Raw genomic sequence first — 19,470 nt, 5'->3', positions numbered from 1 at the left:
CATGACAGTGGGCACGCAGGAGACCGTCCTGGTCCTACTCCGCGGCAACAGCGCGTCGGGGAAGTCGTCCGTGGCGGCCGGGCTCCGCGCGAGGCTCGGTCGCGGTCTGGCCGTGGTCGGCCAGGACAACCTGCGCCGGACCGTCCTGCGTGAGCGCGACCAACCGGGCGCGGCGAACATCGGCCTGATCAGCACCGTCGCCCGCTACGCTCTCGATGCCGGGTACCACGTCATCGTCGAGGGCATCCTGTACGCCGACCACTACGGCGAGATGCTCGCCCGCCTCATGGCAGATCACCGAGGCGCGACGCACGCCTACTACCTACATGTCCCCTTCGCGGAAACCCTCGCCCGGCACGCCGACAAGCCGCAGGCGGACGAGTACGGCGAGGCCGAGATGCGCAGCTGGTACCGCGAACTGGACCTGCTGGCCGGGGGCGTCGAAACGGTCATCGGCCCCGACAGCAGCCTGCCGCAATCCGTCGACCGCATCCTGGTCGACTCCGGTCTGGCAGGTGCGGCCGCCAGGGACCTCTGATCACCACTCGCCGAACACCGATGGAGGGGACTGCGCGTGACGGTGGTCTCATCTGGGAGGTGGCGAAGGAGGGAACCGAGGACGGCTCGGAGCCTGCTGGCAGAACTCGTTGAGACTGTAGATGAGACTACGAACGTCGATGGCCCCCGCTGCAAGCAGCGGGGGCCATCGACGTCGTGCCCGGTGAGGCACTGGCGGAGGATACGAGATTCGAACTCGTGAGGGGTTGCCCCCAACACGCTTTCCAAGCGGTCACGGCGGCGTGCGCCACGAGCCAGAGCCGGTCTGACCTGGGATGAATCAGGTGGTGGTCCGGGTTCCGAACGCCGTCGACGGGGCCGAATGAGACCAGAACTGAGACCACCAGCCCTCACGCAGCGTGCGCAACGAACTCGACGGTAGAGGTCTCCCCGTCGAGGGCGATGTTGAGCGACGCGTCGAGCGCGCCGGCGAGCCGGGCGAGCAAGGGAAGGGTGGGGACGGTGCCACCGAGTTCGAGCTTGGATACCTGGGGCTGTGTCATGCGGGCTCGTCGGGCAAGTTCGGTCTGGGAGATTCCGAGCTCGGTCCGGCGGTCGTACACCGCTTGCCCGAGGTCGAAGGCCATACGGATCTCCGTGCGCGTCGCTTCCACTTCGGGAGGTTCGGCGTAGCCTTCTGCGGCCTTCCGCTCGCGGGCGAGCTTCCACTGGGCGTGGTTCACGGGCCTTCTCCTTTCGTGACGTCGCGAGAGAACTCGTCGTGCGCGCTGTGGCGCTCGGCTTCGCACGCCTTCCTGGCCTGCTTGGCCCGATCCACTTCCGTATCCTCCCGCATCCGCGTCTTGCGGAACACGGTCAGCAGCACGATCCGGCGCTCGGGGGCGAGCCAGTAGGTCAAACGGACGGCATTGCCATCGTGGCCGAGGCTGAATCGCAGTTCCCGTAACCCGTCGCCGAGGTATCGGGCGTACGGCTCGGAGAGGGTTGTGGGCGCGTCGAGCAGACGTTCGGCCGCGTGCTCGGCTACGAGATAGTCGCGATCGGACAGGGTGTCCAGCCAGCGCCGGACTTCCGGTTCGATCTCGATCTCCCAACCATCGCGCATATAGCTGACTATATAGATAGCCAAATGTATGGGCAAGTAGGGATGCGGCCGGCCAGTACGTCAACGGACATCGACCGGACGCCGTCCGGCGACACGCTCCGAGCGACGGAGACGAGCGGGCTCAGGCCCATCCGCCGCATCGGCTTGCACATGAAGGCTCCGGAGGACGACTACTCCGCTTGCAGCCACGCGTCGAGGGCGGCGAAGTCCGCGGTGGTGAGGCCGTGGCGGTGGTCGACGCGGTAGAGGAAGGTGCGGGCGGGGTGGTGAACCTCGACCCAGGTGCGGTCGGCGTCGGTGATCTCGTCGTCGAGCCAGGCGAAGGGGCGTCCTGCCGCCCAGCGCAGAAGCGTGCGGGTCTTCCAGTGCAGACCTGCCGGCTCGGGCTCGTCGGACGGTTCCGGCCAGGTGACCACCGGGAGCTGCGGCAGCCCCAGCAACGGCGCGAGGCACTCGTTGGCCTCGGACTCCCACGTGGTGGCCCACACCAGGTCGCACGGCAGCGCCAGCAGCTTGGGGCCGAGCGCCGGATCGACCCTGGCCAGCAGTGGATTGGCGTCGGCCTCCTGCGGCACGTACGTCGGGTAACCGCCCGGGTACTGCTCCCGAGTCGCCCCGAAGGGGATGAGCGGTCCGTCCACGTCAAGAAAAAGGATGGGCCGCGCCCGGGGAACGATCACCCTCTGCACCGTACGGGCAGACCGACCGCTTGCGAAGCGGACCGACGGCCGCCCGGACACAGTCGTGCCGCTGGCGCCGCTCCAAACGTCGAAGGGCCCCACCGCGGACGGTGGGGCCCTTCGACGTCGTGCCCGGTGAGGCACTGGCGGAGGATACGAGATTCGAACTCGTGAGGGGTTGCCCCCAACACGCTTTCCAAGCGTGCGCCCTAGGCCACTAGGCGAATCCTCCGCCGCAAACAGTACAAGACGCGGGGGGGTGGTAGCGAACTCGTTCGGGGTGGGGGGATCGGGTAGGGTGGGCGGCAGCCCCTCACGTGGCGCTATCTCGCTGAACTCCCCCAGGGCCGGAAGGCAGCAAGGGTAGGTGGGCTCTGGCGGGTGCGTGGGGGGTCTTTGCGTGGGTGGGGGCCGGGTGTCGGTGGGCGCGGATAGGCTCGGTGGCGTGTCCCTCGCTCTGTACCGCCGCTATCGACCCGAGACCTTCGCCGAGGTCATCGGGCAGGAGCATGTCACCGACCCGTTGCAGCAGGCCCTGCGGAACAACCGGGTCAATCACGCGTACCTGTTCAGCGGGCCGCGCGGGTGCGGGAAGACGACCAGTGCGCGGATCCTGGCGCGCTGCCTGAACTGCGAGCAGGGGCCGACGCCGACGCCGTGCGGGGAGTGCCAGTCGTGCCGGGACCTGGCCAGGAACGGGCCGGGGTCGATCGACGTGATCGAGATCGACGCCGCGTCGCACGGCGGTGTGGACGACGCCCGTGACCTGCGGGAGAAGGCCTTCTTCGGGCCGGCGAGCAGCCGCTACAAGATCTACATCATCGACGAGGCCCACATGGTCACGTCGGCCGGCTTCAACGCCCTGCTCAAGGTGGTCGAGGAGCCGCCGGAGCATCTGAAGTTCATCTTCGCCACGACCGAGCCCGAGAAGGTCATCGGGACCATCCGGTCGCGTACGCACCACTACCCCTTCCGGCTGGTCCCGCCCGGGACGCTGCGCGACTACCTGGCCGAGGTGTGCGAGCGGGAGTCGATCGCCGTCGAGGACGGCGTCTACCCCCTGGTGGTGCGGGCCGGGGCGGGTTCCGTGCGGGACTCGATGTCGGTGATGGACCAGTTGCTGGCCGGGGCGGGCGCGGACGGGGTGACGTACGCCATGGCCACCGCGCTGCTCGGCTACACCGACGCCGCGCTGCTCGACGACGTGGTGGACGGCTTCGCCGCCGGGGACGGCGGTGCGGTCTTCGGGATGGTCGACCGGGTCATCGAGGGCGGGCACGACCCGCGGCGTTTCGTGACGGACCTGCTGGAGAGGCTCCGCGACCTGGTCATCCTCGCCGCCGTGCCGGACGCCGTGGACAAGGGGCTGATCGATGCGCCCCGTGACGTGGTCGAGCGGATGCAGGCGCAGGCGTCGGTCTTCGGGGCCGCCCAGCTGAGCCGGGCCGCCGACATCGTCAACACCGGGTTGACGGAAATGCGGGGGGCGACCTCGCCTCGACTGCAGCTGGAGCTGATCTGCGCCCGGGTGCTGCTGCCTGCCGCGTACGACGACGAGCGCTCCCTGCAGGCCCGGCTGGAACGGCTGGAGCGGGGCGGCTTCGCAACCGGCGCGGGTCCGGTCGCCGGTACGCCCGCGGGTACGTCTGCCGGCCCGGTCGCCGGTACGCCGCCGGTGGGCGGTACGCCGGGGGACGCCGCCTCCGGGGCCGCCGCCGCCCGGGCCGCCGCGGCACGCACCCCGCAGCCCGAGCCGGTACGCCAGGCCCCCGCGCCCGCCCCGGCCCCTGCGCCGGAACCCGCGCCGCCCGCGCCCGAAGCCGTACGCGCACCCGACCCCGTACCGCAGCCGCAGGCCCAGGCGCCCGCCAAACCTGGGGCCTGGCCCACCGCCGGAGGACCCCAGCAGCCGCCGCAAGGCCAACCGCAGGCCAGGCCCCAGGCGCAGCCCCAGCCGCAAGCCCAGGCTCAGCCCCAGCCCCAGACCGCACCGGCGGCCGGCACCGGCGACCCCTCCCGGGTCCGGCAGATGTGGCCGCAGATCCTGGACGCCGTCAAGAACCGGCGGCGGCTGACCTGGATGCTGCTCTTCAACAACGCCCAGGTCTCCGGCTTCGACGGCGAGACGCTGCAGGTCGGGTTCGACAATCCCGGCGCCCGCAACAGCTTCGCCAACAGCGGCAGCGAGGACGTACTCAAGCAGGCCATCAACGACGCGCTCGGCGTGCAGTGGCGCATCGAGGCCATCGTCGACCCGTCCGGTGGCGGCGGCCCCGGCGCAGGCGGTGGCGGTGGCGGCTCACCGCGGCCGCCCGCGCCGCCGCAGTCCCCGACCGCACCCCAGGCGTACGGCGGGGGCGGCCCGGCGGGACCGGACGCGTACGGCTCCGCGCAGACCGCGCCGCAGGCGCAAGCGCAGACCAGGCCCGGCGGCGTACAGAACGTACAGAACGGCCATGTCGGATCGGGGACGGCCACCGCGACCGCCGCACCGCCGGGTCCGCGTTCGGCACCGGCCGACGCGCCCCGGCAGCAGGAGCGGCAGGAGCGGCGCTACACCGACGAGATGCCGCCGCCCCCGATCGAGGACGACATCCCCGAGGACGACGACCCCGACCTCGTCGATTCTGCACTCAGCGGTCACGATCTGTTCATCCGCGAGCTGGGCGCCACCGTGATCGAGGAAATCCAGCACGACTGACCTGCGGTGATGCGGACGGACCCGGTCGCGTACTCCCTGCGGCGCAGCCGTACGCCACTCCGGGTGGAGACCGCGCCGCAGCGATCCTCCGTACGGCGTAGGGCGCGCCGCCGTACGAGCACGTAGGCTCGGCGTGTCAGTGAAAAACGCAGCACGACAGCAGCACGACAGCAGACGCGAGGCAGGAGCGAACCGTGATTCCCGGTGGTCAGCCGAATATGCAGGCGCTGCTCCAGCAGGCGCAGAAGATGCAGCAGGACCTGGCCGCGGCGCAGCAGGAGCTCGCCGAGACCGAGGTCGAGGGCACGGCGGGCGGTGGCCTGGTGAAGGCGACGGTGTCCGGCGCGGGCGAGCTGCGGGCGCTGGTGATCGACCCGAAGGCCGTGGACCCGGACGACACCGAGACGCTGGCCGACCTGGTCGTCGCCGCCGTCCACAGTGCGACCGACGCGGCGCAGGAACTGCAGCAGAGCAAGCTCGGCCCGCTCGCGCAGGGGCTCGGCGGCGGACTGCCGGGGCTGTTCTGACGGCTGCTGACGGCTGCTGACGGCCCGGCGGCCCCGACCGACCTCCGACGACCCCCGAACCCCCGAATCCTGGAAGGCGTGCCGGCGTGTACGAAGGCGTGGTGCAGGACCTGATCGACGAACTGGGCAGGCTGCCCGGCGTGGGTCCCAAGAGCGCGCAGCGCATCGCCTTCCACATCCTGCAGGCCGACCCCGCGGACGTCCGCCGGCTGGCGCACGTGCTGACCGAGGTCAAGGCGAAGGTCCGCTTCTGCAAGGTGTGCGGCAACGTCGCGCAGGACGAGCTGTGCCGGGTGTGCCGGGACCCGCGCCGCGATCCGGCGGTGATCTGCGTGGTCGAGGAGCCCAAGGACGTGGTCGCGATCGAGCGCACCCGGGAGTTCCGCGGGAAATACCACGTGCTGGGCGGGGCGATCAGCCCGATCGACGGTGTCGGTCCCGACGACCTGCGGATCGCGGAACTGCTGCGCAGGCTGGCCGACGGCACCGTCACCGAGCTGATCCTGGCGACGGACCCCAATCTGGAGGGCGAGGCCACGGCGACCTACCTCGCCCGGACGGTGAAGCCCATGGGACTGCGGGTGACGCGGCTGGCCAGCGGCCTGCCCGTGGGCGGTGACTTGGAATATGCGGACGAGGTCACGCTGGGGCGGGCCTTCGAAGGGAGGCGGTTGCTCGATGTCTGACACCGTGGTGAACAAGAGCGCGGGAGCCGGCGCGGCGGAGCCGCAGGCCGAGCCGTTCGTGCCGCAGGAGCCGGACGAGTTCGCCGTCCAGGTGGCCGACCAGATCGAGAGCTTCATCGTCGCGGTGCGCGAGGTGGCCAAGGGCGACGACCCGGACAGCGCGGTGCCGTATCTGCTGCTCGAGGTCTCGCAGCTGCTGCTGGCCGGCGGGCGGCTGGGCGCGCACGAGGACTTCGTGCCCGACGAGCGCTACGAGCCGGACGCGGGACCCGAGCCGGACGAGGACGACCTGCGGCAGCAGCTCGCGGCGCTGCTGGAGCCGATCGACGTCTACTCGGAGGTCTTCGACCCGTATGTGCCGAGGTCGACGCCGGTGGCGTGCCGGATCTCGGACGACATGGCCGACGTCGTGGCCGATCTCACCCACGGGCTGACGCACTTCTCGGCCGGGCGGGTGTCGGAGGCGCTGTGGTGGTGGCAGTTCTCCTACCTGTCCAACTGGGGTTCGACGGCGAGCGCGAGCCTGCGGGCGCTGCAGTCGCTGGTCGCGCACGTGCGGCTGGACAGCCCGCTGGACGAGCTGAACGGCCTGGACACCGGCGGGGGCGCGGACGACGACGACGAGCTGGCGGAGGAGGCCGGCAAGGTGATGGAGGCCGAGCTGGGGACGCTGGGGCTGCGCCCGGCGCAGTGAGGCCGCCCCGGGGCGGCCGGCCGCGGCGGCTCCGTACGGGGTGTCGGCGGCTCCCGGCGGTGATCATTCTTTGAGCGGCGTATCTCACCATGCGATACGTTCCGGGCGGATCGGACCTGCTCGTTAAACTGGGCCGACCGATTCACCCCTGAGCGAGGAGCGCACGTGGGCCTTGTCGTGCAGAAGTACGGCGGCTCCTCCGTCGCCGATGCCGAAGGCATCAAGCGCGTCGCCCGAAGGATCGTGGACACCAAGAAGAACGGCCACCAGGTCGTTGTCGTGGTGTCGGCGATGGGCGACACGACGGACGAGTTGATCGATCTCGCGGAGCAGGTCTCGCCGATCCCGGCGGGTCGCGAGTTCGACATGCTGCTGACCGCAGGAGAGCGGATCTCCATGGCGCTGCTGGCGATGGCGATCAAAAACCTCGGCCACGAGGCGCAGTCGTTCACGGGCAGCCAGGCCGGTGTGATCACCGACTCGGTGCACAACAAGGCGCGGATCATCGATGTGACGCCGGGCCGTATCCGCACCGCGCTCGACGAGGGCAACATCGCGATCGTGGCCGGCTTCCAAGGCGTGTCGCAGGACAAGAAGGACATCACCACGCTCGGGCGGGGCGGCTCCGACACCACGGCCGTCGCGCTGGCCGCGGCGCTGGACGCCGAGGTCTGCGAGATCTACACCGACGTGGACGGCGTCTTCACCGCGGACCCGCGGGTGGTCAAGAAGGCCCGCAAGATGGACTGGATCGCCTTCGAGGACATGCTGGAGCTGGCCAGCTCCGGTTCGAAGGTGCTGCTGCACCGCTGCGTGGAGTACGCGCGGCGCTACAACATCCCGATCCACGTGCGCTCGTCCTTCTCCGGACTTCCCGGCACCTGGGTCAGCAACGAACGGCCGCAGGGCCTTCCGCCGCAGGTCGCGCTGCGGCTCGCACCGCACATCGCATCGCAAGGAGACAGGCCAGTGGAGCAGGCGATCATCTCCGGCGTCTCGCACGACACGTCCGAGGCGAAGATCACCGTCGTCGGCGTGCCGGACAAGCCGGGCGAGGCGGCGACGATCTTCCGGGCCGTCGCGGACGCCGAGATCAACATCGACATGATCGTGCAGAACGTGTCGGCCGCGGCCACCGCGCTGACCGACATCTCCTTCACGCTGCCGAAGGCCGAAGGGCACAAGGCGATGGAGGCGCTGACCAGGGCGCAGTCGGTGATCGGCTTCGACTCGCTGCGCTACGACGACCAGATCGGCAAGATCTCGCTCGTCGGCGCCGGGATGAAGACCAACCCGGGCGTCACGGCGACCTTCTTCGAGGCGCTGTCCAACGCCGGGGTCAACATCGAGCTGATCTCGACCTCCGAGATCCGCATCTCGGTGGTCACCCGGGCGGACGACGTGAACCCCGCCGTGCAGGCGGTGCACTCGGCGTTCGGCCTGGACAGCGACAGCGACGAGGCCGTCGTCTACGGCGGCACCGGACGCTGACACCGGCGCTGGCACCGGTGCCGACCCCGGTACCGATACCGCACTGGTACCGCGCTGATTCCAGGCGAATATCGCTTAATTCGGCGGAAAGTGGCCGCAATTTGGTCTGGACCACTTGAATCCGTCCGCCGAACCGTTGGAGAATTTGCTCCCCCGTGGCTGCAACCGCCGGCCATGGGGGAGCGTCTTTGTGTCAGCGCACTGCCTGGGTGCTGTCCTGGGGTGCTGCACACCGAACGTGAACGGGGGCCGTCGGTGCAAATGGGGCGCTGAGGAAGAGCTGGTGCGCATGGGGATATTTGACGCTCCGTCGGGCGGTGTGCCTTGCGCGTACAACCCTGACGGGGGGATGCGTGTCCAACACACGTGGCGGAGGCACTGGGCATCGAGACGGTATTCGGGCAGCGGGGGACGATCGTACCCGTACGTCCGGCACGCCCGGCACGACCCGCGCGGACCGGGCAACCCTACGGCGGGCTCCCGGTGATCGCGCCCTGGCCGGTGGCCCGGGTGGACACCGCCCAAGGCGCCGCCGGCGAACGCGAGGGCACTGACCCCGTGACGGCCGTCGGCACCACCGTCGACCACCTCACCGAGACCTACCGCGCCCACTACCGCGCCCTGCTGGGCCTGGCCGCCCTGCTGCTCGACGACACCGCCTCCTGCGAGGACGTCGTCCAGGAGGCCTTCATACGCGTGCACTCCGCGCGCAGCCGGGTCCGCGACCCCGAGAAGACCCTCGCCTACCTGCGGCAGACCGTCGTCAACCTCTCCCGTTCCGCGCTGCGCCGCCGCATCCTCGGCCTGAAGCTGCTCTCCAAGCCCATGCCCGACATGGCCAGCGCGGAAGAGGGCGCGTACGAGCTGCTGGAGCGCGACCAGCTCAAGGCGGCGATGCGTACGCTGCAGCGCAGACAGCGCGAGGTGCTGGTGCTGCGCTACTTCGCCGACATGACCGAGGCCCAGGTCGCCGAGACGCTGGGCATATCGCTCGGCTCGGTGAAGGCGTACGGCTCGCGCGGCATCGCCGCCCTGCGGGTCGCGATGGAGGCCACGGCATGACCACCCCCGACGCCCCGGACAACACCCCTGGCATGGACCCGCACAACTCCCCCGGGCACGCCCCGGGCGACCCGACCGACCTGACCGGCGGGCCGGTCGACGAGAGCCCCGAGGAAGCGGCGCTGCGCGACCTGCTGCGCGACGCCGTCCGCGACCTCAAGCCCGCGCCCGACGCACTGGACCACCTGCGGCGGGCGGTGCCGGCCCGCCGCCAGCACCGGCGGCAGGCGCTGGCCGGCACCGCCGCCGCGGTGCTGCTCGTCGGCACCGCGGTGCCCGCGCTGATCCACGCCGCCGACACCTCGGGCCGCACCAGTGCCGCCCCGGCCACCGTGGCCAGCACGCATGCCGCCGAGCCCGGCGAGGACGGCCGCACCGACATCTGGGGCACCACGGGCGAGGCGGGCAGGTCCGACCACCCGCAGGACACCACGGGGCCGGACAGCTCGCCCCCCGCCGCGGGCAGCGACGGACCGTCGAGCCTGGCCACCAGCCCGGGCCGCACCGCCCCGCCGGACACCCCCGAGTGCTCCAGCGGCCAGCTCGGGCAGGGCTCCAGCAACGCCGGCTCCCTGGACGCCGGTGAACGCGCCTACGGCTGGTTCCGCGTCGCCAACGTCTCCGGATCCGCCTGTACGGTGCCGACCGGCCCCGCCAAGGTGCAGCTCTACCCCGTCGGCCACGCCGACCTCTCGCAGATCACCGTGGTCAACCACACCGCCGACGACCCCGCCGGCGAACTGCCTGCCGACCCGGCCGGCGCCTCGCTGGTCCTCGCCCCGGGCGAGCACTACGAGGTCGACTTCGTCTGGGTGCCCGCGGACACCGGACCCGGCGGCTGTCCGCAGCCGAGCTCGCCGCCGGACTCCCCGACCCCGAGCGACACCCCGACGAACACCGCGGCGCCCGACGCCGGCGGGACCTCGGCGGGCAACCCGATGGCGTCGAACGACGTGCCCTCCGGCACCCCCACCGGGCAGCCCGGCGACCTCTCGCTGCGCCACACACCGGCGGCAGGCGCCCCCGTCGTCTTCGGCCCCACACTGCAGGGCGCCTGCGCCGGCACCATCTACACGACCACTCCGCTGCCGGACGCGGTCCCGGAGACCCCGGCGCCCTAGGGTGTGCCCGCAGGGTCCCGGTGGCGGGCGGCCCGGGACGCCCCCGTACCGTGGAGGCGTGTACCGGTTCCTGCTCACCCCGCGCTGGCTGGTGGTCGGCGTGCTCGTCCTGCTGGCCGTGCCCTTCTGCGTCTTCATGGGCAGTTGGCAGCTGAGCCGCTTCGAGACCCGGGTGGACGCACACAAGGACGCCAAGCACACCGAGGTGCAGACCGCGGGCCGGGCGCCGGTGCCACTGGCCTCACTGCTGCCCGACACCAGGACCCAGGTGCCGCCGGACGCCTCCGGCCGCCCGGTCAGCGCGATCGGCCGCTTCGACACCGCCCACCAGCTCCTCGTGCCCGACCGCCTGCTCGACGGCCGCAACGGCTACTACGTGCTCACTCCTCTCCGGGTCGACGGTGGTGCCGCGCTGCCCGTCGTGCGCGGCTGGCTGCCCGGCGACGTCCCGTCCGCCGCCGAGCGGGGTGCGGTACCGCCCGCCCCGGCCGGCGAGGTCACCGTGACCGGAGCGATGCAGTACGCGGAGACCGCGGGCAGCAACGGCGTGCCCGCCGCCCCCGGGGGGCTGCCGACCGGGCAGCTCGGCATCATCAGTGCCGCGACTCTCGTCAACGTCCTTCCTTATCCCGTCTACAGCGGCTGGATCACCGCCACCCACTCGGCGGCGCCCCTGAAGCCGGTACCCCCGGTGGCACCCCCGGGCAGCGGCCTCGACCTCAAGGCCTTCCAGAACCTCGGCTACACCGGTGAGTGGTTCGTCTTCGCCGGCTTCGTCGTCTTCATGTACTTCCGGCTCGCCCGCCGGGAGGCCGAGGCCCGGGACGACGCGGCCCTCGGCCTGGTCGCCCCGCCGGACCCCGGCGAACCGGAGCCGGCGAGCGGCGCCGACGAGCCGGCCGGATCAGCCGCCCACATGGCGTAGGGCGAAGGCCAGCTCCAGCCGGACCTGCTTGATGCGCTCCTCCACGACCAGCGAGCCGTGGCCCGCGTCATACCGGTACACCTCGTGCGGCTTGTCCAGCGCCCGCAGCTGCTCCACGTAGTTGTCGATCTGGCGTATCGGACAGCGCGGGTCGTTCATGCCTGCGCTGATGTAGACGGGGGCGGCGACCCTGTCCACATACGTCAGCGGGGACGAGGCGGCATAGCGCTCGGGCACCTCGGCGGGGGAGCCGCCGAAGAGGGTGCGGTCCAGCGACTTGAGCGCCTCCATCTCGTCGGCATACGCCGTCGGGTAGTCGGCGACCGGGACCGCCGCGATGCCAACCGCCCACGCCTCCGGCTGGGTGCCCAGGCCCAGCAGGGTCAGATAGCCGCCCCACGAGCCGCCGGTGAGCACCAGCCGCGCCGGGTCGGCCAGCCCCGACGTCACCGCCCACTCGCGGACCGCGGCGATGTCCTCCAGCTCGATCAGGCCCACCCGGTGCTTGAGCGCGTCCGTCCACTCCCTGCCATAGCCCGTCGACCCGCGGTAGTTGACCCGCACCACCGCGAAGCCGTGGTCCAGCCAGGCCGCGGGGCCGGCCGCGAAGGAGTCCGACTCGTGCCAGGTCGGGCCGCCGTGTATCTCGAAGACCGTCGGCAGCGGCCCCCTGACCCGGCCGGCGCCCGCGGGCGGCCGCTGCACCAGGGCGTGGATACGGCCGCCCGGGCCGTCCACCCACACGTCCTCCACCGGGACCGAGTCCGGCGCCCGCAGCCCCGGGGCCTCCAGCACCACCGCGCCGGTCGTCGAGCGCACCGCCGGGGGCCGGGCGGCCGACGACCACAGGTACTCGACCGTGCCGTCCGGCCTGGCGGTGGCGCCGCCCACCGAACCCCGCGGGGTGTCCAGCGCGGTCAGCGTGCCGTCCGCCAGGTCGTAGCGGAACATCTCGCTGCGGGCACGGAAGTCGTGCACCACCAGCAGGGCGCTGCCGTCCGGATACCACTCGGCCTGCACGTCGCCCGGCAGGTCTATCGCGGGCGCGCTCTCCTCGCCGGTCGCGACGTCCCAGATCATCGGCAGCCAGCGGTCCGCCCGCTGGTGGCCGACCAGCAGCCGGGTGTCGCCCGGCACCGGTGCGAAGCCGAGGCTGTCAAGGCCCAGCTCCCGGGTGCCGCCCTCGGTGTCGTCCAGCTCGGCCACCACCGAGCCGTCCGCGACCCGCAGCACCCGCAGCGCGCTGTGCATCGCGTCGCCGTGCTCGGTGTGCTCGATCACCACCAGCGTGCCGTCCTCCGACAGGTCGCCGACGCCCGCGGACTCCTCGTGCCGGTAGATCTCGTACGGCTCCGCGCCGTCCGGCGGCACGACATGCACGGTCGTGCCCTCGTCGTCGGTGGAGCGGCCCACGACGGCCAGGCCGCCGACGCCCAGCGCCACGCCCGCCGGGTAGGAGGGGGCGAGGCCCGGGGCGGCCGGTATGTCCTCGCCACCGCCGAACGGCTGGCGCATCCACACGCCGAACTCGTCGCCGTTGGTGTCGGAGAACCACCACACCCATTCGCCGTCGCGGCTGAGCGTGCCGTCCGTCGTGCCGTTCGGCCGGTCGGTGACCTGGCGGCGCTCGCCCGTCGTCCGATTCCACGCGTACAGCTCGTACGTACCGGTGACGTCGGACACGTACAGGCTGCGGTCCGGGGCGTCCTCCGCCCACTCCGGCAGACCCACCCGGGGTGCGCGATACCTCTTCTCCCAGTCGGGGAGCGAGCCCGGGACGGCGTCGGGCAGGGCGCCGTCCCGGGAGCCCGACGGGGCGGGGGAGGGAGCGGGCACGGCGGGCACGGCGTCGGATTCGGGCGTGGACCCGCTGGCGGATCCGGTCGTTTCGTTCATGCCCCCATGATGCTCCGCCGAGCACACCTCAGGAGCGGCTGTCGTCACAGCCTGTGGATAACTCTCGTCCACGTGCGATGAGCTGCGGCTATCCCGTCACTTCGGTGGTCCCACGCACCACCACCACCGGGCACGACGCGTGAACTGTGACTGTATGACTTACCGAACCGAGGAGGGTGGCGCGGAAGGTGCCGTGGCCGCGGACGCCCACGACGATGAGGTCCGCGCCCTCCGCCCGGTCCAGGATGGCCTGGGCCGGGTTGCCCATCACGACCACCTGCTCGACCGATTCCGCCTGCTGCGGCGGGAGGGCGTCCGCGACCGCCTCCGCGAGCGCCCTGGCGGCGGGCTCCTCCAGATCGAGGTCCTGCGGGAGGCCGGGGACTCCCGCCCAGCCGAAGGCTCCTGGCAGCTCCCAGGCCATCACGGCGACCAGCGAGGAACCGGTCAGTTCGGCCTGGCGGCCGGCCCAGCGCAAGGCTTGTTGGGCGGGGGTCGAGCCGTCGACGCCGACGATGATCTTGCCGTTTGTCATGGCGGTGGTGCTCCTCACTCGCCGTGGGCGCTCTTCGGCCCTTGCCTGGCCCTGCCGGCCTGGCCGACTGCCGTCGGTGCGGCTCCTTGCCTGCCGGTTGCCTGCCGGTTGCCTGCTGGCTGGCTTGCCGATTGCCTGCCGGCTGGCTTGCCTCGGTGCGCGGGGCGCGGGCCTGGTGGGGGGGCGCCCGGCAATTCGCACCTTATGCGGGAGGGGGAGGGGGTGCCACTTGCTGCCGCATGCCTGCCGCGCGTCCGATCGGGCCGGGCGCGCAGTTCCCCGCGCCCCCTGGGCTGGCCCGCGGCGCCTTCACAGGCGGGGGCCGGGTGGGTGCCACTTGCTGCCGCATGCCTGCCGCGCGTCCGATCGGGCCAGGCGCGCAGTTCCCCGCGCCCCCTGGGCTGGCCCGCGGCGCCTTCACAGGCGGGGGCGGGGTGGGTGCCACTTGCTGTGGCGTTGCCTGCGATCCGTCCGATGGGGCCGGGCGCGCAGTTCCCCGCGCCCCCTGGGCCGGCCCGCGGCGCCTTCACAGGCTGGGGCGGGTCAGGGGGTGGTGGAGGCGTTGAGGAGGGGGGTGAGTTCTTTGGTGACCGTCATGAGGGGGGTGGTGGACTCTTGGGCGCGGGACAGGAGGATGGCGCCCTCCAGGGTGGAGATCATCAGGGTGGCCAGGGCGGGGGCGCGGGTGGGGGGGACGTCGAGGGTCGTCAGGGCGGCGGTCAGGGGGGTGGACCAGGACGCGAAGGCGGTGGCGGTGGCCTCGCGGGCCGAAGGGGTGGAGGCCGTCGAGTCGACGGTGGCCGCGGCGACCGGGCAGCCCGTGCCGAAGCCGGTGGCCTCGAACTCGTCGATCCACTGCTTGGTCATCGCCGCGAAGAGGGCGCCGGGGGTGGGCTCGGGCAGGGCGGCGAGGTAGCGGTCGATGCGCTTGCCCGCGTAGCGGCCGGCCCAGGTCACGGCCTCGTTGACCAGTTGCTCCTTGCCGCCGGGGAAGTAGTGCTGGAGCGAACCGCGGGGCGCCTCCGCGCGGGCGGCGACGTCGCGCATGCCGGTCGCGCCGACGCCGTCGCGCCGGATGAGCTGGGCCGCGGCGAAGACCATGCGCTCCCGCGGGCCGTGTGTGCGGGGTGCCGTCATCGCGGGCCTCCTTCTGGTCAGTCCAGCCTATAGACGCCGCTGGGTCCGTCCGCGGAAAGTGCCAGGTGCTCGGCGGGCAGCCGGCGGCCCAGCGCCGCGAGCAGGGCGGAACGGCCCGGCAGTACGGCGGCGCCGACGCGCCGCACCCCGCGGGCGCGGGCCCGCGTCAGCAGCAGGTCGACCATGGCGCGGCCCGCGCCCTGCCGCTGCCAGGCGTCGGCGACGAGCACCCCGAGTTCCGCCGTCCGCCCGCCCGGGGGCGTGGCGAGGCTCGCGAGACCGACGAGGTGCGCCTTGCTCGCTCCGTACGCGTATGCCACCACCGCGTCGTGCACGTCGGGGCGGCCGGCCAGGACGTCGGCCAGGTATTCGGCGGGCAGGGCGCGGACCCGACCGAAGAAGCGGAGGCGGACGGTCTCCAAAGAGCACGCGGCGAACAGGTCCGCCAGTGCGGCGGCGTCCGCGGGTGTGGCCAACGCGGTCTGCCAGCGCCGGGCCGACGGCTCGGGGTCTCTCCCCTGCTCCCGGGAAGCGGGATCCGGTGCGGACCGCGCATCCGGCGGCTGTGAAGGGGCGGCTTCTATGACGGTGGTCATAGAAGCCAGTATTATGACGGCCGTCATAGAGCGCAAGCATGCGGCATGGGCGGAAGGGCGTGGCGGGATGCTCAGAGTCGGGTTTCTCGGGCTCGGGGTCATGGGGCAGCCCATGGCCGTCAATCTGGCGCGTCACCTGGCGGCGGGCGGGGGGACGCCGCTGCTCGTGTGGAACCGGACGGCCGCGAGGTGCGAGGCGGTACGGGCGGCCGGGGGGAGGGTCGCGCGGGACGCGGCCGAGGTGCTGCGGGAAAGCGACGTGGTCTTCCTGATGCTCGCGGACGGCGGCGCCGTCGACGCTGTGCTCGGACGCGGGACCGGTGCGTTCCGCGGGCTGGTCGGGGGGCGGACCCTCGTGCACATGGGGACGACCTCACCGGGCTACTCGCACGGGCTGGCGGCCGACGTCCGTGCGGCGGGCGGACGTTACGTGGAGGCGCCGGTGTCGGGGTCGCGCGGTCCGGCGGAAGAGGGGCAGCTGGTGGCCATGCTGGCCGGGGACGGGCCGGCCGTGGAGACCGTACGGCCGCTGCTCGGGCCGATGTGCCGGGACGCCGCCGACTGCGGGCCGGTGCCGAACGCGCTGCTCACGAAGCTGTCGGTGAACCTCTTCCTGATCACCATGGTCACCGGGCTCACCGAGGCCTTCCACTTCGCCGACCGGCACGGGCTCGACCGCGACACCTTCCTCGCCGTGCTGGACGCCGGGCCGATGGCCAGCACGGTGTCCCGGGCGAAGGCGCCCAAACTAAGGGACCGTGACTTCGCGGTCCAGGCCGCCGCACTGGACGTGCTCAAGAACAACCGGCTCATCGCCGAGGCGGCCCGTGCCGCCGGTCTGGCGTCGCCGCTGCTCGACGTCTGCCATGCCCTCTTCGACGAGACCGTGGGACTGGGCCACGGCGGCGCCGACATGGTCGCCGTACTGCACGCGATCGAGGCCCGGACCGCAGCGGAGGACTCCGCCGCCACCCCGTCCTCCGCCAGGGCTTAGGCTGCAACCGCCCTATGGGCATGATCAGTTGATACCACCAGCGGACAGGCGGAGGACAAGCACATGGGTGTGGCGATCCGACGGGCCGGGCAGGACGACGCGGCTGCGGTGACCGACCTGCTGGACCGGGTCTTCGGTGAGGACCCGGTCAGCGGCTGGGTGTTTCCCGACCCGGACGACCGGCGGGCCAAGCACGGCACGATGATGGGCGCCTTCGCGGCCTCCGCCCTGGCCGAGGGCTACGTCGACCTGGCGGAGGACGGCTCCGGCGTGGCGCTGTGGTTCTCGGTGCCGGAAGGCGGCCACCCGGCCGACGACGACGGTCCCGCGCAACTGCGGCTGGCCGTCGACCCGGACAACGAGCGTGTCGAGGCCATCGCCAGGATCCTGGACGAGAACCACCCCAAGGACCGGGCGCACGAGCACCTGATGCTGATCGCGGTGGACAGCTCCGCCCGCAGCCAGGGCCGCGGCACCGAGCTGATCAACAACGTGCTGGCCCGCTGCGACCGCGAGGGCCGCGCCGCCTATCTGGAGGCCAGCTCCACGCGCAGCCGCGCGCTCTACGCCCGCCTCGGCTTCGTATGGAGCGGCAGCACCATCGACCTTCCCGGCGGCCCGCAGATGTACCCGATGTGGCGCGACCCGGCCCCGGTGGCCGAGGCCTGAAGCCCCCGCAGCACGCGGCAATACCGGCGGGCGTTCGGCGTGGCTATTGCCAAGCCGAACGCCCGCCGGCCTGTCAGCCCGCCGACCCGTGCGCCCGACTCACGACAGCGTCTTGCAGAGGTCCTCGTACGGTCCCGCCAGCGCCAGCAGCGTCCTGGTGCTCTTGCCCGCCACCGTGCTGATCTTGACGGACATGAAGGTGCTCGCCACGATCCACTGGTTGTGCGGGTGGTCGCCGGTGTGGAAGCCCGCCGACCAGTCGTTGCCGCTGAGGACGAACGAGTCGGGGTCCGGGTAGGTGATCACACCGGTGCCGGAGATGTCGCGCTCGACGGACCTGCCGGTCGCGAGGTTCGTGACCTTCATGATCAGCGGGCCGCTCTCGATCGCGAAGACCGGGGTGCCGGCCGCGTCCGTCCACGTGCTGGTGGTCAGGTCGCTCACCGGGAAGTCGGCGTGCGAGGGGAAGGCGCACACCTCGCCCGCGGGATAGTCGAACGACTCCTGCACCGGGTGGGTGACGACGGGGCCTTGCAGGCCCGTCACGTCCGCCGGGACTCCCGGCAGGTGGGGGATGCCGCCGCCGGATGCCGCGGCACTGGCGTCGGCCGGTACCGCGAGCAGGGCGGCGGCGACCGCACCCGCCACCAGGGCCGCGCCGCCGATCCTGGCGGAGGCCCGTCCGCGGGCGGACGTTCCCGCCGCGGTCTGCGCCGCGCCTTGCGCCGTGGCGCGCGTCCCGCGCCCCTGAGCCCACTGCCGTGCTCTCATCCCGCGTCCTCCCGTTGCGTGCGGCGGTCCCGTGACCAGGCGGTCCGGTGGCCGGCTCCCAGGGCGCGGCGGCCCTGTCACGCCCCCGTACGTTCAGGGGCGCCGCGCACAACCACCGTGCCGTGTAGAAAGGACTGCGGCGACACGTTTCGGCCCTGGTCGAAGCAAATGGGGGAGTCCGTGCGCATCCACTTCACGCTGACCGACCTGGCCCGCACCCGGATAGCGGGCCGCCCGAGCCCGCTGGCGGCCACCACCTTCAGCGCCTTCCGGCTGGCGCAGCGCACCGGCACGCCCGGTCTCGACGGCTGGCGGCGGCTGGTGCTCGCGGGCCTGGCCGCGTCAGGACCGGCGCCGGGCGGCGGTACGGGCCGGCGGCGGGCCGGGGAGCCGTACTTCGCGCAGATCGCGCCGGGCAACCCTGCGCACCCGGTTCCGCGCTTCCTGCGCCCCAACGTCGGCCTGCACACGCTCGACGAGGAGTTGGAGCGGCTGCTGAGCACACCGCGGCAGGTGCTGCGCGCCGACCTGGAGTACGTCGGCAGGCACCGCCCGCTGCCCCGCTGGACCTGGGACCTGGCCGACGGCGACCGTGCGGCGGCGGACCGGCTGGCCGCGGCGGTCCGCGACTACCACCGGGTGGCCGTGGCACCGTACTGGCGCGCGCTGGCCTCCGCCCTTGCCGCGGATCGGGCCGCCCGCAACCGCCAGCTGGGTGACGGCGGCATCGAGGAGGTGCTGCACAGCCTCGGCCCGCGGATGCGCTGGCGGGCGCCGGTGCTCGAAGTGCAGACCAGGGCGGAGACCGAGTACGACTACCACCTCGGTGGGCGCGGACTGGTGCTGGCACCCGGCGCCTTCAGCTCGTACGTGCCCTGCGACCCGGACGAGGAGCAGCCGACGCTCTACTACGAGGTGGCGCCCGGCGCCGGCCGCCACCCGCTGCTTGCGCCGCCGGGCGGCCCGCACGAGGGACTTGCCGCGCTGCTCGGGCACAGCAGGGCCGCCGTCCTGGAGGTGATCGCCGACGGTGTGACGACGGGTCAGCTGGCCCGCAAGGTCGGCCTGTCGCCCGCGTCGGCCAGCGAGCACGCCACGGTGCTGCGGCGGGCGGGGCTGGTCGCCACCCGGCGCAGCGGACGGTCGAGCCACCACACCCTCACCGCGCTCGGCTCCGAACTGCTGCTGCACGCGGCGGCCTCCCCTTCCGCGGCGCTCCGGTAGGGCGCGGCATATGGCCACGGCTGCGCATATACGCCGGATGCGGCAGCCATTCGGCTGACACACCCCCGCCTCGTACGTGTGTCGGGCCCGCCGAGGTGAGTGATCGTCAGATCGTAGGTGCGGCCACGCCCTCGTAC

At 72.4% G+C, this 19,470-nt stretch carries 20 protein-coding genes, 1 tRNA gene and 1 other RNA gene; 13 read left to right on the top strand and 9 right to left on the bottom strand.

Annotation, left to right across the window (positions count from 1 at the left end):
• Window position 1 precedes the first annotated feature (1 nt).
• Window positions 2-538 (top strand): AAA family ATPase, encoded by a 537-nt coding sequence (locus JT723_RS07800; RefSeq protein WP_205043748.1) that lies wholly within the window; start codon window positions 2-4, stop codon window positions 536-538.
• A gap of 370 nt (window positions 539-908) precedes the next feature.
• On the opposite strand, the gene JT723_RS07795 is transcribed toward JT723_RS07800, so the two are convergent.
• The 4 genes from JT723_RS07795 to JT723_RS07780 form a co-directional block, all read right to left on the bottom strand.
• Window positions 909-1,241: a helix-turn-helix domain-containing protein gene (locus JT723_RS07795; protein WP_205043747.1), complete on the bottom strand. Its 333-nt coding sequence runs from the start codon at window positions 1,239-1,241 to the stop codon at window positions 909-911.
• Window positions 1,238-1,624, bottom strand: coding sequence for a type II toxin-antitoxin system RelE/ParE family toxin (locus tag JT723_RS07790; RefSeq protein ID WP_205043746.1), 387 nt, complete (start codon window positions 1,622-1,624; stop codon window positions 1,238-1,240). Before JT723_RS07790 ends, JT723_RS07795 begins: the two co-directional genes overlap by 4 nt.
• 170 nt (window positions 1,625-1,794) lie before the next feature.
• The gene (locus JT723_RS07785) at window positions 1,795-2,301 is read right to left on the bottom strand and encodes an HAD domain-containing protein (RefSeq protein WP_205044011.1); all 507 of its coding nucleotides are present in this window, start codon (window positions 2,299-2,301) and stop codon (window positions 1,795-1,797) included.
• A gap of 147 nt (window positions 2,302-2,448) precedes the next feature.
• Window positions 2,449-2,536, bottom strand: a tRNA-Ser gene (locus JT723_RS07780).
• Between the two features lie 72 nt (window positions 2,537-2,608).
• On the opposite strand from JT723_RS07780, the gene ffs reads away from it, so the two are divergent.
• From ffs to JT723_RS07735, 9 genes are all read left to right on the top strand, one after another.
• Window positions 2,609-2,705: signal recognition particle sRNA small type (gene ffs, locus JT723_RS07775), an RNA gene on the top strand.
• A gap of 44 nt (window positions 2,706-2,749) precedes the next feature.
• Window positions 2,750-5,005: a DNA polymerase III subunit gamma and tau gene (locus tag JT723_RS07770; protein ID WP_205043745.1), complete on the top strand. Its 2,256-nt coding sequence runs from the start codon at window positions 2,750-2,752 to the stop codon at window positions 5,003-5,005.
• A gap of 194 nt (window positions 5,006-5,199) precedes the next feature.
• Window positions 5,200-5,532: a YbaB/EbfC family nucleoid-associated protein gene (locus JT723_RS07765; protein WP_078582165.1), complete on the top strand. Its 333-nt coding sequence runs from the start codon at window positions 5,200-5,202 to the stop codon at window positions 5,530-5,532.
• A gap of 86 nt (window positions 5,533-5,618) precedes the next feature.
• Entirely contained in the window at window positions 5,619-6,218 is a 600-nt protein-coding gene (gene recR / locus JT723_RS07760; protein WP_033173317.1) for a recombination mediator RecR, read from the top strand.
• A complete protein-coding gene (locus tag JT723_RS07755; RefSeq protein ID WP_205043744.1) occupies window positions 6,211-6,912 on the top strand; it encodes a DUF5063 domain-containing protein in 702 nt (233 codons plus the stop codon). The genes recR and JT723_RS07755 overlap by 8 nt, the downstream gene beginning before the upstream one ends.
• A 165-nt stretch (window positions 6,913-7,077) precedes the next feature.
• Window positions 7,078-8,403, top strand: coding sequence for an aspartate kinase (locus JT723_RS07750; protein WP_205043743.1), 1,326 nt, complete (start codon window positions 7,078-7,080; stop codon window positions 8,401-8,403).
• Window positions 8,404-8,769: 366 nt separating this feature from the next.
• Window positions 8,770-9,465: a SigE family RNA polymerase sigma factor gene (locus JT723_RS07745; protein ID WP_372441247.1), complete on the top strand. Its 696-nt coding sequence runs from the start codon at window positions 8,770-8,772 to the stop codon at window positions 9,463-9,465.
• Window positions 9,462-10,586, top strand: coding sequence for a hypothetical protein (locus JT723_RS07740; RefSeq protein WP_205043741.1), 1,125 nt, complete (start codon window positions 9,462-9,464; stop codon window positions 10,584-10,586). Before JT723_RS07745 ends, JT723_RS07740 begins: the two co-directional genes overlap by 4 nt.
• A 58-nt stretch (window positions 10,587-10,644) precedes the next feature.
• Window positions 10,645-11,511: an SURF1 family protein gene (locus tag JT723_RS07735; RefSeq protein WP_205043740.1), complete on the top strand. Its 867-nt coding sequence runs from the start codon at window positions 10,645-10,647 to the stop codon at window positions 11,509-11,511.
• On the opposite strand, the gene JT723_RS07730 is transcribed toward JT723_RS07735, so the two are convergent.
• The 4 genes from JT723_RS07730 to JT723_RS07715 all read right to left on the bottom strand — a co-directional run bounded on the left by JT723_RS07730 (window position 11,491) and on the right by JT723_RS07715 (window position 15,675).
• Window positions 11,491-13,407 (bottom strand): S9 family peptidase, encoded by a 1,917-nt coding sequence (locus JT723_RS07730; RefSeq protein WP_205043739.1) that lies wholly within the window; start codon window positions 13,405-13,407, stop codon window positions 11,491-11,493. The genes JT723_RS07735 and JT723_RS07730 overlap by 21 nt on opposite strands.
• An 88-nt stretch (window positions 13,408-13,495) precedes the next feature.
• Window positions 13,496-13,942: a universal stress protein gene (locus JT723_RS07725; RefSeq protein WP_205043738.1), complete on the bottom strand. Its 447-nt coding sequence runs from the start codon at window positions 13,940-13,942 to the stop codon at window positions 13,496-13,498.
• A 543-nt stretch (window positions 13,943-14,485) separates the two neighbouring features.
• Window positions 14,486-15,079 (bottom strand): TetR/AcrR family transcriptional regulator, encoded by a 594-nt coding sequence (locus JT723_RS07720; RefSeq protein WP_240165254.1) that lies wholly within the window; start codon window positions 15,077-15,079, stop codon window positions 14,486-14,488.
• A gap of 17 nt (window positions 15,080-15,096) precedes the next feature.
• A complete protein-coding gene (locus JT723_RS07715) occupies window positions 15,097-15,675 on the bottom strand; it encodes a GNAT family N-acetyltransferase (protein WP_205043737.1) in 579 nt (192 codons plus the stop codon).
• 67 nt (window positions 15,676-15,742) lie between these two features.
• Here JT723_RS07715 and JT723_RS07710 point away from each other — a divergent pair, with 67 nt between their 5' ends.
• Both JT723_RS07710 and JT723_RS07705 read left to right on the top strand, forming a co-directional pair.
• Window positions 15,743-16,669, top strand: coding sequence for an NAD(P)-dependent oxidoreductase (locus tag JT723_RS07710; RefSeq protein WP_205043736.1), 927 nt, complete (start codon window positions 15,743-15,745; stop codon window positions 16,667-16,669).
• Window positions 16,670-16,732: 63 nt separating this feature from the next.
• Entirely contained in the window at window positions 16,733-17,338 is a 606-nt protein-coding gene (locus JT723_RS07705) for a GNAT family N-acetyltransferase (protein ID WP_205043735.1), read from the top strand.
• A gap of 99 nt (window positions 17,339-17,437) precedes the next feature.
• Here JT723_RS07705 and JT723_RS07700 read toward each other — a convergent pair whose 3' ends face one another.
• A complete protein-coding gene (locus JT723_RS07700) occupies window positions 17,438-18,109 on the bottom strand; it encodes a hypothetical protein (protein ID WP_205043734.1) in 672 nt (223 codons plus the stop codon).
• 168 nt (window positions 18,110-18,277) lie between these two features.
• Between JT723_RS07700 and JT723_RS07695 the strand changes: the two genes are divergently transcribed.
• Window positions 18,278-19,333, top strand: coding sequence for an ArsR/SmtB family transcription factor (locus JT723_RS07695; RefSeq protein WP_205043733.1), 1,056 nt, complete (start codon window positions 18,278-18,280; stop codon window positions 19,331-19,333).
• The last annotated feature ends 137 nt before the right edge of the window (window positions 19,334-19,470 follow it).

The organism is Actinacidiphila bryophytorum (assembly GCF_016916835.1).
GTDB classification, from domain to species: Bacteria; Actinomycetota; Actinomycetes; order Streptomycetales; family Streptomycetaceae; genus Actinacidiphila; species Actinacidiphila bryophytorum.
The sequence above is the reverse complement of the archived record's forward strand: the minus strand, read 5'-3'. Positions and strand labels throughout refer to the sequence as shown.

Coding starts and splice junctions, on each gene's coding strand:
- JT723_RS07800 (WP_205043748.1), top strand. CDS start 2: ATGACAGTGGGCACGCAGGAGACCGTCCTGGTCCTACTCCGCGGCAAC.
- JT723_RS07790 (WP_205043746.1), bottom strand. CDS start 1,624: ATGCGCGATGGTTGGGAGATCGAGATCGAACCGGAAGTCCGGCGCTGG.
- JT723_RS07755 (WP_205043744.1), top strand. CDS start 6,211: ATGTCTGACACCGTGGTGAACAAGAGCGCGGGAGCCGGCGCGGCGGAG.
- JT723_RS07740 (WP_205043741.1), top strand. CDS start 9,462: ATGACCACCCCCGACGCCCCGGACAACACCCCTGGCATGGACCCGCAC.
- JT723_RS07730 (WP_205043739.1), bottom strand. CDS start 13,407: ATGAACGAAACGACCGGATCCGCCAGCGGGTCCACGCCCGAATCCGAC.
- JT723_RS07725 (WP_205043738.1), bottom strand. CDS start 13,942: ATGACAAACGGCAAGATCATCGTCGGCGTCGACGGCTCGACCCCCGCC.
- JT723_RS07720 (WP_240165254.1), bottom strand. CDS start 15,079: ATGACGGCACCCCGCACACACGGCCCGCGGGAGCGCATGGTCTTCGCC.
- JT723_RS07715 (WP_205043737.1), bottom strand. CDS start 15,675: ATGACCACCGTCATAGAAGCCGCCCCTTCACAGCCGCCGGATGCGCGG.
- JT723_RS07710 (WP_205043736.1), top strand. CDS start 15,743: ATGCTCAGAGTCGGGTTTCTCGGGCTCGGGGTCATGGGGCAGCCCATG.
- JT723_RS07705 (WP_205043735.1), top strand. CDS start 16,733: ATGGGTGTGGCGATCCGACGGGCCGGGCAGGACGACGCGGCTGCGGTG.
- JT723_RS07700 (WP_205043734.1), bottom strand. CDS start 18,109: ATGAGAGCACGGCAGTGGGCTCAGGGGCGCGGGACGCGCGCCACGGCG.
- JT723_RS07695 (WP_205043733.1), top strand. CDS start 18,278: ATGGGGGAGTCCGTGCGCATCCACTTCACGCTGACCGACCTGGCCCGC.